This window comes from Pseudonocardia nigra, from assembly GCF_019396355.1.
Taxonomy (GTDB): domain Bacteria; phylum Actinomycetota; class Actinomycetes; order Mycobacteriales; family Pseudonocardiaceae; genus Pseudonocardia; species Pseudonocardia nigra.
This window is the reverse complement of sequence record NZ_JAHKRK010000202.1, coordinates 1-14932: the sequence shown is the minus strand read 5'-3', so window position 1 is coordinate 14932 and position 14932 is coordinate 1. Positions and strand designations below refer to the sequence as shown.

The 14932-nt window shown below is 73.2% G+C and carries 17 protein-coding genes and 1 pseudogene; 10 read left to right on the top strand and 8 right to left on the bottom strand.

The genetic code is table 11. The features are described 5' to 3' along the window. The 3 genes from KME75_RS33035 to KME75_RS33025 form a co-directional block, all read left to right on the top strand. On the top strand, positions 1–276 hold a 276-nt coding region (locus KME75_RS33035; RefSeq protein ID WP_443690189.1), incomplete at its 5' end, for an acyclic terpene utilization AtuA family protein. Continuing rightward, positions 276–602 carry an AtuA-related protein gene (locus KME75_RS33030; protein WP_219418866.1) on the top strand — a complete coding sequence of 109 codons (327 nt, stop codon included), beginning with the start codon at positions 276–278 and terminating at the stop codon, positions 600–602. The genes KME75_RS33035 and KME75_RS33030, both read left to right, overlap by 1 nt. A 46-nt stretch (positions 603–648) precedes the next feature. Continuing rightward, positions 649–1305, top strand: a complete 657-nt coding sequence (locus KME75_RS33025) for a DUF1707 SHOCT-like domain-containing protein (RefSeq protein WP_219418865.1) — start codon at positions 649–651, stop codon at positions 1303–1305. A 9-nt stretch (positions 1306–1314) separates the two neighbouring features. Here the strand turns inward: KME75_RS33025 and KME75_RS33020 are convergent, their stop codons facing one another. Next, entirely contained in the window at positions 1315–2283 is a 969-nt protein-coding gene (locus tag KME75_RS33020) for a pyridoxal-phosphate dependent enzyme (protein WP_219418864.1), read from the bottom strand. A 10-nt stretch (positions 2284–2293) separates the two neighbouring features. Continuing rightward, entirely contained in the window at positions 2294–3133 is an 840-nt protein-coding gene (locus KME75_RS33015) for an SAM-dependent methyltransferase (RefSeq protein ID WP_308283304.1), read from the bottom strand. Positions 3134–3366: 233 nt separating this feature from the next. On the opposite strand from KME75_RS33015, the gene KME75_RS33010 reads away from it, so the two are divergent. The 5 genes and pseudogenes from KME75_RS33010 (at position 3367) to mgrA (ending at position 8324) form a co-directional block, all read left to right on the top strand. Beyond that, positions 3367–3726: a YciI family protein gene (locus KME75_RS33010; RefSeq protein ID WP_246633311.1), complete on the top strand. Its 360-nt coding sequence runs from the start codon at positions 3367–3369 to the stop codon at positions 3724–3726. Positions 3727–3728: 2 nt separating this feature from the next. After that, the gene (locus KME75_RS33005) at positions 3729–4985 is read left to right on the top strand and encodes an RNA polymerase sigma factor (RefSeq protein ID WP_308283303.1); all 1257 of its coding nucleotides are present in this window, start codon (positions 3729–3731) and stop codon (positions 4983–4985) included. A 90-nt stretch (positions 4986–5075) separates the two neighbouring features. Beyond that, positions 5076–6527, top strand: a complete 1452-nt coding sequence (argG, locus tag KME75_RS33000) for an argininosuccinate synthase (RefSeq protein WP_219418862.1) — start codon at positions 5076–5078, stop codon at positions 6525–6527. Between the two features lie 119 nt (positions 6528–6646). Next, entirely contained in the window at positions 6647–7291 is a 645-nt protein-coding gene (locus tag KME75_RS32995; protein ID WP_219418861.1) for a LysE family translocator, read from the top strand. A gap of 73 nt (positions 7292–7364) precedes the next feature. Next, positions 7365–8324: pseudogene (gene mgrA, locus KME75_RS32990) on the top strand (L-glyceraldehyde 3-phosphate reductase). 13 nt (positions 8325–8337) lie between these two features. Here the strand turns inward: mgrA and KME75_RS32985 are convergent. Genes KME75_RS32985 through KME75_RS32975 form a run of 3 tightly spaced genes read right to left on the bottom strand, consistent with a single transcriptional unit; the run spans position 8338 to position 11040 of the window. Further along, on the bottom strand, positions 8338–9003 hold the full coding sequence (locus KME75_RS32985) for a GOLPH3/VPS74 family protein (protein WP_219418860.1): 666 nt from the start codon (positions 9001–9003) through the stop codon (positions 8338–8340). Between the two features lie 4 nt (positions 9004–9007). Further along, entirely contained in the window at positions 9008–9562 is a 555-nt protein-coding gene (locus tag KME75_RS32980) for a cysteine hydrolase family protein (RefSeq protein ID WP_308283302.1), read from the bottom strand. Beyond that, complete coding sequence (locus tag KME75_RS32975) at positions 9559–11040, bottom strand: purine-cytosine permease family protein (protein ID WP_308283301.1); 1482 nt, start codon at positions 11038–11040, stop codon at positions 9559–9561. The genes KME75_RS32980 and KME75_RS32975 overlap by 4 nt, the downstream gene beginning before the upstream one ends. A gap of 175 nt (positions 11041–11215) precedes the next feature. Between KME75_RS32975 and KME75_RS32970 the strand changes: the two genes are divergently transcribed. Beyond that, positions 11216–11836, top strand: coding sequence for an L-threonylcarbamoyladenylate synthase (locus tag KME75_RS32970; RefSeq protein ID WP_219418859.1), 621 nt, complete (start codon positions 11216–11218; stop codon positions 11834–11836). Between the two features lie 17 nt (positions 11837–11853). Here KME75_RS32970 and KME75_RS32965 read toward each other — a convergent pair whose 3' ends face one another. The 3 genes from KME75_RS32965 to KME75_RS32955 all read right to left on the bottom strand — a co-directional run bounded on the left by KME75_RS32965 (position 11854) and on the right by KME75_RS32955 (position 14459). Continuing rightward, positions 11854–12171 (bottom strand): MoaD/ThiS family protein, encoded by a 318-nt coding sequence (locus tag KME75_RS32965; RefSeq protein WP_219418858.1) that lies wholly within the window; start codon positions 12169–12171, stop codon positions 11854–11856. Then, positions 12168–13283 (bottom strand): WD40/YVTN/BNR-like repeat-containing protein, encoded by a 1116-nt coding sequence (locus tag KME75_RS32960; protein WP_219418857.1) that lies wholly within the window; start codon positions 13281–13283, stop codon positions 12168–12170. Before KME75_RS32960 ends, KME75_RS32965 begins: the two co-directional genes overlap by 4 nt. A gap of 138 nt (positions 13284–13421) precedes the next feature. Beyond that, positions 13422–14459 carry a DUF3616 domain-containing protein gene (locus KME75_RS32955; protein ID WP_219418856.1) on the bottom strand — a complete coding sequence of 346 codons (1038 nt, stop codon included), beginning with the start codon at positions 14457–14459 and terminating at the stop codon, positions 13422–13424. A 179-nt stretch (positions 14460–14638) separates the two neighbouring features. Between KME75_RS32955 and KME75_RS32950 the strand changes: the two genes are divergently transcribed. Beyond that, a partial coding sequence (locus tag KME75_RS32950) for a hypothetical protein (RefSeq protein ID WP_219418855.1) occupies positions 14639–14932 on the top strand: 294 nt, incomplete at its 3' end.

Sequence of the window (14932 nt, the reverse complement as noted above, 5' to 3'; positions counted from 1 at the left end):
GAGGACGCCGTCGCCGCCGAGGTGATCGGGGCCGGGGCGGCGTTCCGCGGGCTCGCCGCCACCGGCGCGCCCACCGAGGTGCGGCTGCGGGTGGCGGCGCGGGTGCCCGACGAGGAGCGCGCGTTCGCCGTCGGCTGGGAGGTCGAGTCGCTCTACACCAACGGGCCGGCGGGCGGCGGGGGAGCCCGCAGTGACCTGCGCGAGGTCGTCCTCGTGCGCTCCTGCTCCCTGCCCCGGGAGCTCGCCCGGCCCGCCGTCACCGTCTCGGAGGCCTGATGCCGCGCATCACCGTGGACCGGCTCGCCGACGCCAGGGCGGGCGACAAGGGCGACACGCTCCTGCTCGCCGTGCTGCCCCGCGACGCCGCCGCCCACCGCACGCTGGTTGCGCACCTGACGGCCGACGCCGTGGCGGCGCACTTCGCGCCGCTGGTCACCGGCCCGGTGCGGCGCACCGTGCTGCCGGGGCTGCCCGCGATCGTGTTCACGCTCCCCGGCGTGCTCGGCGGCGGCGTCACCGACGGCGCCACCCTCGACGGGCACGGCAAGACCCTGAGCTACCACCTGCTGTCGCTCGCGCTCGACGTCGAGCCGGAAACATGATCGCCCCCGCGTCCGCGGTCACCCCATCCACGCCACAATCGGCGGTGTGGACGAACCGCTGCCCGAGATGCGCGTCGGTGACCGAGAGCGCCAGGAGGTCGAGGCCCACCTGCGGGAGGCGTTGTCCGACGGCGTCCTGACGCTGGCGGAGTACGACGAGCGCGTGGCGCAGTGCTGGGCCGCGCGCACCCGCAGCGACCTGGACGTGCTCACCCGTGACCTGCCAGGTCCCCGGGGGCCGGCGGAGGCGCCCACCGAGCTCGTCGCGCAGCCGGTCGCGGCGAAGGAGGGCACGACCACCTTCGCCGGCCGGGTGACCAGCGGACTCGTCGCGGTGGCCGCGGCGGGCGCCGCCCTGTTCCTGGGCAGCCAGGCATTCACCGCGGACGACGGCGGTGCGATCTTCGGCAGCCGCACCGTGCAGGTCGCCGAGGGTCATGACCGCGTCGAGGTCGGCATGCTGTTCGGCAGCGTCAAGGTGGTCGTGCCCGACGGCGTGCGGGTGCGCCAGGACGGCCTCGTCGTCTTCGGCACGGAGTGCGCCGAGGCGTGCAGGGTCACGTCGGGCGGGCGCGAGGTGGTGGTCGACGCGAGTGGCGGCTTCGGCAGCGTGGAGGTCTACAGCAGCAGCGAGTTCGCCCGCGGCGTCGACCTCGACGATCTCGACGACCGCGACGAGGACGACGACGAGGACGACGACTGACGGCCGGGGTCAGCCGGCCAGCAGCTCCGCGAACCGCTGCGGTGCGACGTTGCCGCCGGACACGATCACGCCGATGCGCGGCGGCACCCGCGTGAGCCGCCTGGCCAGCAGCGAGGCCAGCGCGCTCGCCCCGCTCGGCTCCACGACGATCTTGAGCCGTTCGAACGCGAGCCGCATCGCGGCCCGGATGTCGTAGTCGGACACCAGCGCGATCTCGTCGACCAGGTGCCGGTTGATCGAGAACGTCAGCTCGCCGGGGATGTCGGCGGCCTGCCCGTCGGCGATGGTCCGCGAGACCGGCACCGCCACCCGCGTCCCGGCCGCGAGCGAGCGCTTCGTGTCGTCGCCGGTCTCTGGCTCGACGCCCACGACCCGGATCCGCTCCTGGGTGCCCTTCGCCGCCAGCGCGCTGCCCGCGATCAGCCCGCCGCCGCCGACCGGGACGACCAGCGCGTCCAGCTCGCCGACCTCCTCCAGCAGCTCCAGGGCGGCCGTGCCCTGCCCCGCGATGATGTGCGGGTGCTCGTAGGGCGGGATCAGCGTGAGCCCGCGCTCGGCGGCGAGCGCCTCTCCGATCGCCACCCGGTCGCCGGTGTACCGGTCGTAGGTGATGATCTCCGCGCCGTAGCCCGCGGTGGCGTCCAGCTTCGGCTGCGGGGTGTCCTCCGGCATGAGGATCACCGCGGTGCTGCCGAGCTCCCGGGCGGCGAGCGCGACGGCCTGCGCGTGGTTGCCCGACGAGTACGCCGCGACGCCCTTGGCCAGCTGCTCGTCCGACAGCCGGGAGACCGCGTTGTAGGCGCCGCGGAACTTGAACGCGCCGACCCGCTGGAAGTTCTCGCACTTGAGGAAGACCTCCGCGCCGACGAGGCCGTCGAGCGTGCGCGACCGCAGCACCGGGGTGCGGTGGGCGACCCCGGCGATCCGGGTGGCCGCGTCCCGGACGTCGGCGGGGGTCACCGGCAGGTTGCTCGTCATGCTCACCTCGTCACCCTGCCTTGCGACCGATGCCGCCCGCGTAGAGGGTGTGCACTGGGCTGTCGGTCGGAGTGTGCTCGTCGGGCCGCCAGTCGTTGGCGTAGACCAGGCCCGGCTCGACCAGCTCGAGCCCGTCGAAGAACCGCCGCAGCTCCGTCCAGGTGCGGAAGCGCCCGTGGCCGAGCCCGCCCTCCAGGAACGCCCGCTCGAGCTCCTTGGCCCGCGGCTCGTCGTCGTCGAGGAAGTTGGACGCCAGCAGGTACGACCCCGGCGAGAGCCGCTCGGTGATCGTGGCCGTGACCCGGTAGGGGTCGTCGGCGTCGGAGAGGTGGTGCAGGATCCCCGAGGTCAGCACCGCGAACGGCGCCGCGAGGTCGATGTACTCGGCGGTCGACGGGTGGTCGAAGATCGACTCCGGGGTCCGGAGGTCGGCGGTGATCACGGTGGTGGTGCGGTCGTCGCTGAGCAGCGCCCGGCCGTGGGCGAGCACGATCGGGTCCTTGTCCACGTACACCACGCGGACGGTCGGGTCGATCTGTTGGGCCACCTCGTGGACGTTGCCGCTGCTCGGCAGCCCGGATCCGATGTCGATGATCTGACGGATCCCCTCGCCCACCAGGTACCGCACGCCGCGGCGCAGGAGGTTGCGGTTGTCCTTCGCGATCTGCGCGGCCTCGGGCACGACGCCGAGGAAGGCGCCGGCGGCCCGGCGGTCGACCTCGAAGTGCTCCTTGCCGCCCAGGACGTAGTCGTAGACGCGCGCGATCGACGCCTTCGTGATGTCGACGTCGACCGGCGCACGCATGTCGTCCTCGGCGCGCTGCGTCGCCGAGCTTGCCCCCTGGTCCACCGGTCCGACTCCCCTTCGTCGACGCGTGCCCACCCGTGCCGGAGCGTAGCGTGATCGTGACGGGGGGAGCACCGGGCTCGGGACCGCCGGCCCGACGTCGCCGTTGCGGCATTCGAGTGAACTGCGCTCGGGCTGCCGCTACCGTGTCCGAGCCCGGTGGGCGGCTCCGACGTCCCGGACGATCGGTGCCGGGGCGGCACCGCGGAGATCACGAGGAGCGGACCGTGAAGTACATGATGCCGGCGTACACGAACAAGGCCGGCTGGGAGGACGTGGACTATTCCAGCGCGGAGTTCCAGGCGATGTGCGCGTTCTACGAGGAGCTCGGCACGGAGCTCACGGCGTCCGGGGAGCTGGTGCTCACCGAGGGACTGGGCGAGCCGGCGCTCACCCGCACCATTCGGAGGTCCGACGGCGGCCCGGTGGTCAGCGACGGCCCGTACGCCGAGTCGAAGGAGGTGCTGGCGAGCTTCGCGATCCTCGACTGTGTGAGCCACGACCGGGCGCTGGCGATCGCCGCCCGGGTCGTCGACGCCATCGGCGACACCGTCGAGATCCGGCCCATCGGCGGCGACCCGGCCGGTCAGCAGTAGCCGTGCGGATCGACCGGCGCGTCGAGGACCTGCTGCGGGAGCTCGCCCCGCAGATCCTCGGCGCGCTCGTGCGCCGGTACGGGCACTTCGACGCCGCCGAGGACGCTGTGCAGGAGGCACTCCTGGCCGCGGCGCAGCAGTGGCCCGCCGACGGCGTCCCGGACGGGGCGCGGGCCTGGTTGATCCGGGTCGCGTCGCGGCGGCTGATCGACCAGCTGCGCAGCGACCGGGCCCGCCGGGACCGCGAGGCAGCCGAGGCGGCGCGGGTGCCACCCGAGCAGTTCCTCGCGCCGCCGCCCGGGCCCGGGTCGGCTGCCGACCGGGACGACTCGCTCGTCCTGCTGTTCCTGTGCTGCCATCCGGCGCTGCCGCAGGCGTCACAGGTGGCGCTCACGCTGCGCGCCGTCGGCGGCCTCACCACACGGGAGATCGCGCGGGCCCTGCTGGTCCCCGAGCCCACGATGGGCAGGCGGATCAGCCGGGCCAAGCAGCAGATCGCCGCGTCCGGTGTCGGGTTCGCCCTGCCACCCGCCGCCGAGCGGGCCGCGCGGCTGCACGCCGTGCTGCAGGTGCTCTACCTCGTGTTCAACGAGGGCTACACGAGCGCATCCGGCACCGAGGTCGCGCGGGTCGAGCTGTCGGACGAGGCCGTCCGGCTGACCCGCATGGTGCACCGCGTGCTCCCCGACGAGGGCGAGGTCGCCGGGCTGCTCGCGCTGATGCTGCTCACCGACGCCCGCCGCCCCGCCCGCACGGCCCCGGACGGGGCACTGGTGCCGATGGCCGAGCAGGACCGCACGCTGTGGAACCGCGACGCGATCGCCGAGGGGGAGGCGCTGGTGACCGACGCGATGTCGCGCACCGCGCTCGGCCCCTACCAGATGCAGGCGGCGATCGCGGCCGTGCACGCGGAGGCGACGCGGGCCGAGGACACCGACTGGAAGCAGATCGTCGGGCTCTACGGGCTGCTCGAGCAGATGTCGCACAACCCGATGGTCACGGTGAACCGCGCGGTCGCCGTCGCGATGGCCTACGGGCCCGCCGCCGGGCTCACGCTGCTCGCGCGGGTCGCCGCCGACGGGCGCCTCGCGGGGCACCACCGGCTCGACGCCGTGCGGGCCCACCTGCTGGAGATGACGGGCGACCACGCCGGCGCCGCCGAGCACTACCGCATCGCCGCCCGCCGGACCGACAGCCTGCCCGAGCAGCGCTACCTGCTCGCCCGCGCCGACCGGGCCGACCGGGACGGCGAGGGCTGAGCGGTTCCGTCCCGGGCAACGTTCGCCCTCGGCCCCCCATGCATACCACCGGCTAATGCATGATCATGCATGGTGACGCATACTCTTCCTATGTCCAAGGTTCTCACCTCCCTGCCCACCGGCGAGCGCGTCGGCATCGCCTTCTCCGGCGGGCTCGACACCTCCGTCGCGGTCGCGTGGATGCGCGACAAGGGTGCCGTCCCGTGCACCTACACCGCCGACATCGGCCAGTACGACGAGCCCGACATCGCGTCGGTGCCCGGCCGTGCGGCGGCGTACGGCGCCGAGATCGCGCGCCTGGTCGACTGCCGCGCGGCGCTGGTCGAGGAGGGCCTGGCCGCGCTCGCGTGCGGCGCGTTCCACATCCGCTCGGGCGGACGCTCCTACTTCAACACGACGCCGCTCGGTCGTGCCGTCACCGGCACCCTGCTGGTCCGGGCGATGCTCGAGGACGACGTGCAGATCTGGGGCGACGGCTCGACGTTCAAGGGCAACGACATCGAGCGGTTCTACCGCTACGGCCTGCTCGCCAACCCGCACCTGCGCATCTACAAGCCGTGGCTCGACGCGGACTTCGTCTCCGAGCTCGGCGGCCGCAAGGAGATGTCGGAGTGGCTGCTGGCCCACGACCTCCCCTACCGCGACAGCACGGAGAAGGCCTACTCCACCGACGCCAACATCTGGGGGGCCACCCACGAGGCCAAGACCCTGGAGCACCTCGACACCGGCGTCGAGACCGTCGAACCGATCATGGGCGTGCGGTTCTGGGACTCCGAGGTCGAGATCGCGGCCGAGGACGTGACGATCGGCTTCGACCAGGGCCGCCCGGCGACGATCAACGGCAAGGAGTTCGCCACCCCGGTCGACCTCGTGATGGAGGCGAACGCCATCGGCGGCCGCCACGGCATGGGTATGTCCGACCAGATCGAGAACCGGGTGATCGAGGCCAAGAGCCGCGGCATCTACGAGGCCCCGGGCATGGCGCTGCTGCACGCCGCGTACGAGCGCCTGGTCAACGCGATCCACAACGAGGACACCCTCGCGCAGTACCACAACGAGGGCCGTCGCCTCGGTCGCCTCATGTACGAGGGCCGCTGGCTCGACCCGCAGGCGCTGATGATCCGCGAGTCGCTGCAGCGCTGGGTGGGCACGGCGGTCACCGGAGAGGTGACGCTGCGGCTGCGGCGCGGCGAGGACTACTCGGTCATGGACACCTCCGGCCCGGCGTTCAGCTACCACCCGGACAAGCTGTCCATGGAGCGCACCGAGGACTCGGCGTTCGGCCCGGTGGACCGGATCGGCCAGCTCACCATGCGCAACCTCGACATCGCCGACTCCCGCGCCAAGCTGGAGCAGTACGCCGGTCTCGGCATCGTCGGCAATACGCACGCGACGCTCCTCGGTGCCGCCCAGGCCGCCTCGACGGGGCTGATCGGCGCGATGCCGCAAGGCGGCGCCGAGGTCATCGCCTCCCGCGGCAAGGTCGAGGGCGAGGACGACCAGATGCTCGACCGCGCTGCGATGGAGTCCGGCACCGACTGACCGGGGCGGCGGGCGGCACACCACCCGGACACCGACGCGCCCACCGCCGGTCGGCGTGATCACGCCCGTTCTCCGACGCCGAGGTGCTGTCGACGCCCGCTTCCTGACACGATCCGGCCGTGGACCTCCTGCCCTCCGTGCTGACCTTCGTCGCCGCCGTCCTGCTGATCTCCGCGTCCCCCGGTCCCGCGATGGCGCTCATCCTCCGGCGGGCCGCGCTGCGCGGGTTCCGCGGCGCCGTGCCGACGGTCCTCGGGCTCGAGGCCGGCCTCTACGTGTGGGCGCTGCTGGCGGCGGCGGGGTTCGCGGCGCTGGTCGCGGCGTCGGAGGTCGCGTTCCTCGTGCTGCGGGTGGTCGGGGCCGCGTTCCTGATCGTGCTCGGGATCCGCGCCTGGCGGACCGCCTGGCGGGAGCGCGGCCAGGTGGTCACCGGCCCGGTCGCGGTCCGGGAGTCGGGACGCCAGGGCTGGTGGACGGCGTTCGCCGAGGGCGCGATCGTCCAGCTCGCCAACCCGAAGGCCGCGGTGTTCATGGTGGCGTTCTACCCGCAGTTCGTCCCGGCCGACCGGCCCCTGTTCGCGACGACGGCCGTGCTCGCGCTGGTGCAGGTGGCCCTGGAGACGGTGCTCTACCTGGCGCTCGCCGCGGGAGTGGCGCGGGCGGGCGGATGGTTCCGCCGCCCCCGGGTGCGCAGGCGCCTGGAGGCGGTCAGCGGCACCGTGCTCGTCGGCCTGGGCGTGCGGGTCGCGGCGACCGGGCCATGACCACCCGCGACAATGGACGCCCCGAACGAGGAGAAGCGTGACCCACACCGCCGCCGACGACCGCTACGACGCCATGCCCTACCGCCGCACCGGCCGCAGCGGCCTCAAGCTGCCCGCGGTGTCGCTGGGGCTGTAGCACAACTTCGGCCACGACAAGCCGCAGGAGACGCAGCGCACCATCCTGCGCCGGGCCTTCGACCTGGGCGTCACGCACTTCGACCTCGCCAACAACTACGGGCCGCCCCCCGGCTCCGCCGAGGAGAACTTCGGCCGGCACTTCGCGGCCGACCTGCGCCGGTACCGCGACGAGATCCTCGTGTCGACGAAGGCCGGCTACCACATGTGGCCCGGTCCGTACGGGGAGTGGGGCTCGCGCAAGAACCTGCTGTCGAGCCTGGACCAGAGCCTGCGCCGGATGCGCCTCGGGTACGTCGACATCTTCTACTCCCACCGCCCCGACCCCGACACCCCGCTCGAGGAGACGATGGGCGCGCTGCACACCGCGGTGCAGCAGGGCAAGGCGCTCTACGTGGGCGTGTCCAACTACTCGCCGGAGCAGACCCGCGAGGCCGCCCGCATCCTCGCCGGTCTCGGGACGCCGCTGCTGATCCACCAGCCGTCCTACTCGATGTTCAACCGCTGGGTCGAGGACGGCCTGCTCGACGTCCTCGACGAGGTGGGCGCCGGCTCGATCGCCTTCTCCCCGCTCGCGCAGGGGCTGCTCACCGACCGCTACCTCGACGGGATCCCGGCCGACTCCCGCGCGGCCGGCGCGAGCCCGTTCCTGTCCTCCGAGCGGATCACCGAGGACACCCTCGGCAAGGTGCGCGCGCTGAACGAGATCGCGCGGCGCCGCGGACAGACGCTCGCCCAGACCGCGATCGCGTGGATCCTGCGCCGCGGGCGCGTCACCTCCGCGCTGATCGGCGCCAGCAGCGTGCGGCAGCTGGAGGACAACGTCGCCGCCGTGGGCAACCTGGAGTTCTCCGACGAGGAGCTGACCGAGATCGACAAGTACGCCACCGCAGCCTGAGGGCGCCCGTCCGTCACCGGTCGCTCGTGCGCAGCCGCAGGGACGGCGGGAGCTCCGCGGAGGCGTGCGCGACCTCGAGCCCGGTGACGAGGTTGCGCAGGTCGACGGGGAGCGACGTCCGGGCGGCGGCGATGACCTGGCGGATGGCGGCCCGGTCGCCGTCGACGTCGAGCACACGGTCGGCACCGACGGCGGCGAGGACGGCCGCGCAGGCCGCCGAGGGCACGTCCAGCTCCTGGGGGGTGCGCAGCATGTGCTCGAGCCGGAGCCGGGGCCGGGCGGCCGCGAGGAGGTCGGTGGCCGCGAAGCGCTGGGCCGACCGGCGCAGCAGCCCCGGGCCACCGGTGCGGTGCACGATCCCGGCGTTGGTCAGGCGGCCCGCGACCAGGTCGAAGAGCCGCTCGGCGAGCGCCGCGACCCACACCGGGACGCTGTGCACGTCCTTCTGGCCGCGAATGCTGGTGAGGACGAACGACGAGATGTAGTCGGTCTTCTGCACCCGGGCGTCGGCGAGGACGATCCGGTCGTTCTCCATGCCGATCCGGTGCTCCAGGATGAGCTCGGCCAGCTCGGCCCCCGTGACGGCGCGCTTGAGCGCGCTCGCGCGCACCGCGGGCTTGCCGGTGAACGGGTCGTGCAGGATCAGGAAGACCCGTTCCGCGAGCGTGTCCTGGACCATGCGATCACCCTCGCTGCGCTGCGAGCACCGACTCGGTGTCGATCACCTCGATCAGCGGCGCGTAGAGCGCGAGGACGGCGAGGGCCTGGGCGTGGCTGCCGTCGTCGGCGCCCGCGCACGCGTCCTCGACCACCCGCACGCGCACCCCGGCGTCGGCGGCGGCGACCGCGGTGGACAGCACGCAGCAGTCGGTGGACACGCCCGCGAGCAGCAAGGTGCCGGACCCGACCGCGGCGGCGAGCTCCGGCCCCCACTTCGAGAACGTCGTGGCGCTGACCGTCGGGCCCGCCGGGAGGGCGTCGACCACGTCGTAGAGCGGTGCGTCCGGTGGCTGCAGGGCGAACGGCCATTGCGCGTAGTAGTCCACCCACGCGCCCGCAGGCTCGGCCGGCGCCACGAACCGCGTGAACGTCACCTGCGGCGCCAGCGCCGTGACCAGCTGCCGGACCCGGGGCAGGATCTCGCCGAACCGCGGGGCGGCCCACGCGCTGCGCGGATCGGCGAAGACCTCCTGCATGTCGATCACCGCGAGGTGGGCGGGGGCCTCCGTGATGCTCACAGGAGCTGCGACTCCTGCGCCCGGACCTGCGCGCGGGTGGCGACGAGCCCCACCGCGAAGGCGAGCACGAGCGCCAGCAGCACCCCGAGGTTCGCGAACGCCCAGTCGCCCTCGCGGCCGCCCAGGCCGAGCGGCCCGAGCAGGTAGCCCTGCCAGGACAGCCAGCTCGCGTACGTGTTGGTGACGAGGCCCCAGCCCAGCACCGTGCAGCCGACGACGATGGCGATGGGAACGACCCGGACGTCGCCGTAGCGACCGGCAGGCCGGTAGAGGTCGGCCTCGTCGTAGTCGCGCTTCCGCAGGGTGATGTCGGCGAGGACGACGCCGCACCACGCCGCGACGGGGACCCCGAGCGTGATCAGGAAGCCGTTGAACTGGCTCAGGAAGTCCTCGGCGACGAAGACGACGTACGCGGTGCCGAGCACCATGATGACGCCGTCGATGAGGGCCGCCACGTAGCGCGGCACCCGGACCCCGGTGGCCAGCAGCGCGAGCCCCGACGAGTAGATGTCCAGCACCGCGCCGCCGACCAGGCCGAGCACGGCGACGAGCGCGAACGGCACCAGGAACCAGGTGGGCAGCGCCGCGGCCAGCGCCCCGATCGGATCGGCCGCGATGGCCTCGCTCAGCTCGGCCGACGAGCCGGCGAGCAGCAGGCCGAAGGTGAGCAGCACGACCGGGGCGAGCGCCCCGCCGAAGGTCGTCCAGCCGATCACCCCGCCGCTCGAGGAGCTGCGCGGCAGGTACCGCGAGTAGTCGGCGGCCAAGTTCACCCAGCCGAGACCGAACCCGGTCACCAGGAACACCACCGCGCCGATCACCTGCTGCGGGGACCCGCTCGGCACGGCCGAGATCGCCGACCAGTCGATCGTGCCGGCCACCAGCGCGATGTACACGACCGTGAGGACGGCCGTGATCACGGTGATCACGGTCTGCAGCCGCATGATGAAGTCGAACCCGAGCACGCCTGCGCCCATCACCAGCGCCGCGACCACGATGAGCGCGACGACCTGCGTGCCGGCGCCGCCGCCCCAGCCGAGCTGCTCGAACACGGTGGCCGTGGCCAGCGTGGCGAGGATCGTCAGTACCGTCTCCCAGCCCACGGTGAGCAACCAGGAGATCACCGCGGGCAGGCGGTTGCCCCGGACGCCGAAAGCCGCCCGGCTCAGCACCATCGTCGGGGCCGAGCCCCGCTTGCCCGCCAGCGCCACGAAGCCGCACAGCAGGAACGAGAACACGGTGCCGAACAGGCCCGCGACGATCGCCTGTGCGAACGAGATCCCGAAGCCCAGTGCGAACGCGCCGTAGCTCAGCCCGAACACCGAGATGTTGGCGCCGAACCACGGCCAGAACAGGTCGCGCGGCCTGCCCTTGCGCTCCCCGTCGCCGATCACGTTGATGCCGTTGCTCTCGAGCCGAAGCCCGCCGCCGTGCACGTTGAGCTGCGCTTCGGCAGCGTGCCGCCCCCCGACCACCACAGTGCCTCCTGACTGCGTCCGGACCCGGCCCCTCGACCAGGGGCGTCACCCTATCGGGCCCCTCCGACACGGTGGGTACAGGAGTGTGCGTCGTGCCACACCCGCGTGGCGCCGACCCGGACGAGCGCGGCCGTCCATCTCTCGCAATCGGGGCGTTTCTCCCTAAGCTCTGCGCATGGCGCGGTACTTCGATGTGCACCCGGTCGACCCCCAACGACGCGCGATCGGTCAGGTCGCCGACATCGTCCGCTCCGGCGGGCTGATCGCCTACCCCACCGACTCCTGCTTCGCCCTCGGCTGCCACGTCGGCGACCGCGGCGGCCTCGAGCGCATCCGCGAGATCCGCCGTCTCGACGACAAGCACCACTTCACGCTCGTCTGCCGCGACTTCGCCCAGCTCGGGCAGTTCGTGCACGTGAGCAACACGCTGTTCCGCACGATCAAGGCGGCGACGCCCGGCAGCTACACGTTCATCCTCCCGGCCACCAAGGAGGTGCCGCGCAGGTTGCTGCACCCGAAGAAGAAGACCGTCGGCGTGCGGATCCCCGAGCACCCCGTGGTACAGGCCCTGCTCACCGAGCTGGGGGAGCCGCTGCTCTCGTCCACCCTCCTGCTGCCGGACGAGCTGGAGCCGCTCACCCAGGGCTGGGAGATCAAGGAGCGGCTCGACAACGCCGTGGACGCCGTGATCGACTCGGGCGACTGCGGCACCGAGCCGACCACGGTGGTCGACTTCTCCGGGCCGGAACCGGAGATCGTGCGCCGGGGCGCGGGCGACCCCGCCCGGTTCGAGTAGGGCGGTTCGAGCAGGGCTCAACCGCCCGCCATCGCCCCGACCACCAGGAACGGCTCCTTTCCCGACGCCACGGCGTCCGGGAGCGGCTCGTCGGGGGCGGAGTGCGACAGGTCCTCCTCGCAGGCGAAGAACCGCACGAACGCCCGCCGCTTCAGCGTGCCGTGGTCGCGGATCGTGCCCCGCAGCACCGGATGGCGGGCCTCCAGCGCGTCCAGCACCGTTCGTTGGGTGACCGGCCCGGTCACCTCCAGCGTCACCTCGCCGTCCACCTGCGCGAGCTTCCGCAGGTGCGCGGGCAGCTTGACCCTGACGCGCGGCTCCGACGACTCGCTCATGGCAGCGTCTGCACCTCCACCGACAGCACCGCCGGCAGGTCCCGCACGATCGGCGCCCACGTGTCGCCGGCGTCGGCCGAGGCATAGACCTGCCCGCCCGTGGTGCCGAAGTAGACGCCGCAGGAGTCGAGGGAGTCGACGGCCATCGCGTCGCGCAGCACGTTGACGTAGCAGTGCTCCTGCGGGAGCCCCTTCGTGAGCGGCTCCCACTCGTTGCCGCCGGTGCGGCTGCGGTAGACCCGCAGCCTGCCCTCCGGCGGGACGTGCACGGAGTCGCTGGTGATCGGCACGACGTACACGGTGTCGGGCTCGTGGGCGTGCACGTCGATGGGGAAGCCGAAGTCGGTGGGCAGGTCGCCGCCGATGTCGTACCAGTGCCCGCCGCCGTCGTCGCTGCGCATCACGTCCCAGTGCTTCTGCATGAACAGCGTGTCCGGCCGCGACGGGTGCACGGCGAGGTTGTGCACGCAGTGGCCGACCTCGGCGTCGGAGTCGGGGATGCCCTCGGACCGCAGCCCGCGGTTCGCCGCGGTCCAGGTCGCGCCGGCGTCCTCGGTGCGGAACACCCCGGCCGCGGAGATCGCCACGTGCATCCGGGCCGGGTCGCGCGGGTCGACGACGATCGTGTGCAGGCACATCCCGCCCGCGCCCGGCTGCCACTGCGGGCCCGAGCCGTGCTCGCGCAGGCCGCGCAGCTCCGCCCAGCTCTGCCCGCCGTCGGTCGAACGGAACAGCGCGGCGTCCTCCACACCGGCGAGCACCGTGTCCGGGTCGTCGGCCGACGGCTCCAGGTGCCAGACCCGCGCGAACTCCCACGGGTGCGGCGTGCCGTCGTACCACTGGTGCGTGCCGGGCACACCCGCGTAGGCGAACTCGTTGCCCACCGGCTGCCACGTCGCGCCGCCGTCGTCGGAGCGCTGGATCACCTGCCCGAACCAGCCGCCCGACTGCGAGGCGTAGAGCCGGTCGGGGTCGGCGGCGGAGCCGGCCACGTGGTAGATCTCCCAACCCGCGAAGTGGGGGCCGCTGACCTTCCAGTCCGCGCGCGTGCCGTCCGAGGTCAGGACGAACGCGCCCTTGCGGGTGCCCACCAGTACCCGTACGCCTGTCACCGCGAGCTCCTTCCGCCGGCGCCGCCCAGCGCGGCGCGCGGACGATGTGACTCCCGCCGCGCTCGGAACTCATCGCTCAGCGCCGATTTTCGCTCCGCAAGCTCCGCTCAGCGCCGATTTTCGCTCCGCAAGCTCCGCTCAGCCCGGAATGACCACCCGATCGGCGAGCACCGAGTGCGCGGTGGGCCGCCGCCGCGGCGACGGGCTGTCGTGCACGACCAGCAGTCGCGCGTCCGCGGGCTCGGCCAGCAGCGCGATGCCCTCGGGGTGGTCCTCGCCGTCGCCGTGGGGGAGCGTCGCCGCGACGGTGAGCTCCGGGTCCCGCACGACGCGCCCGGTCTCCGCGGTCGCGGCGCCGTGCCAGCGGTACACGCGGACCGGCCCGGACAGCGCCATCGTCGGCCCGGCGAGCACCAGCAGGTCGTCGCCGTCGGGGCACAGGTCGCGCACGCCCAGCCCGCCGAGGTCGAGGAAGTGCTTGCGGTGGTCGCCGACCACCAGCCTGCCGGGATCGGCGGAATCTGGCACCGGCCGGATCTCCAGCACCACCGCCCAGCCGCGCAGCACCGGTCCGCGCATGCCCACGTAGATCGACTCGCCGTGCGCGGCGAGCCCTTCGACGTCGAGCCCGTTGTCCTTCGACGGGATCGCGAGGAACGGGGCCAGGTGCTCGTCGTCGGCCAGCAGATCGGCGAGGTCGCCGAGCACGGCCGACCGCCTCCCGTCGGCGGCCTTCCGGACCGGCTCCGGCCTGCCGTCCGCACCGATCTCGACGGCGAGGCGCGCGATCACGAAGCGGTTGGCCTGCCGCCGGACCTTCGCCAGCCGCCTCACGGCCTTCGCCTCGCTGTGGTGCGGCTTGACCCGGCGGCGGGCCAGGCTGTGCGAACCGGTGGCCCACAGCCAGTCCCCGGCCCGCGCGATGCCCTCGATGTCGGCCTCCTCGTCGGGTGGGCCGGGCAGGTCGACGAGGTCGGCCAGCGCGAAGCTGCGCTGCTGCCCGCCGCAGGTCGGGGCCGACGCCGAGTCGAGCACGAGGCGCTCGATCGTCGCCGTCTCGTCGCCCGCGAGCCACAGGTGCTCGCCCTCCGTGCGCACGGCCGACAGGTTGATGTGGTTGCCGGTCTGCACCACCTCGCCGGTGAACGTGAGCTCCACCTGGCCCGCCACAGTCATGGCTCGATTATCCCGGCCGCCCGCCGCACGGGAACGCGCCCTGAGCGCACTCCCGGCAGCGCCTGTCGGATCGGCCCGGACGCCCGGTAGCCTGCAACGCCGGGACGTGCGACGGCGCGATGGCAGAGACTCGTGGGCAGCGACTCGTGGGGCAGCGACTCGTTCGAGAGGACCGACTGGTGGCCGACAGGATGTTCGACGCGGCGGCAGGCGTGGCCCGCCGGCTGCAGAGCCGCCTGGACCGGCACCTCTGGCTGCTGGACCGGCTGCGCGCCGATCCGCTCTACCCGGACCCGCCGGGGATGCCGGAAATGGTCGACACCACCCGTCGGATGCGCCGCGACACCGAGAGCCTGTTGCTGCTGTGCGGGCAGGAGGCCGCCGTCCGCGCCACCGCGGCGCGGCCGCTCGCGGAGCTGCTGAACGACGCCGTCGCCGCGGCCGAGGAGCCGCGGCGGCTCGAGGTCCGGCCC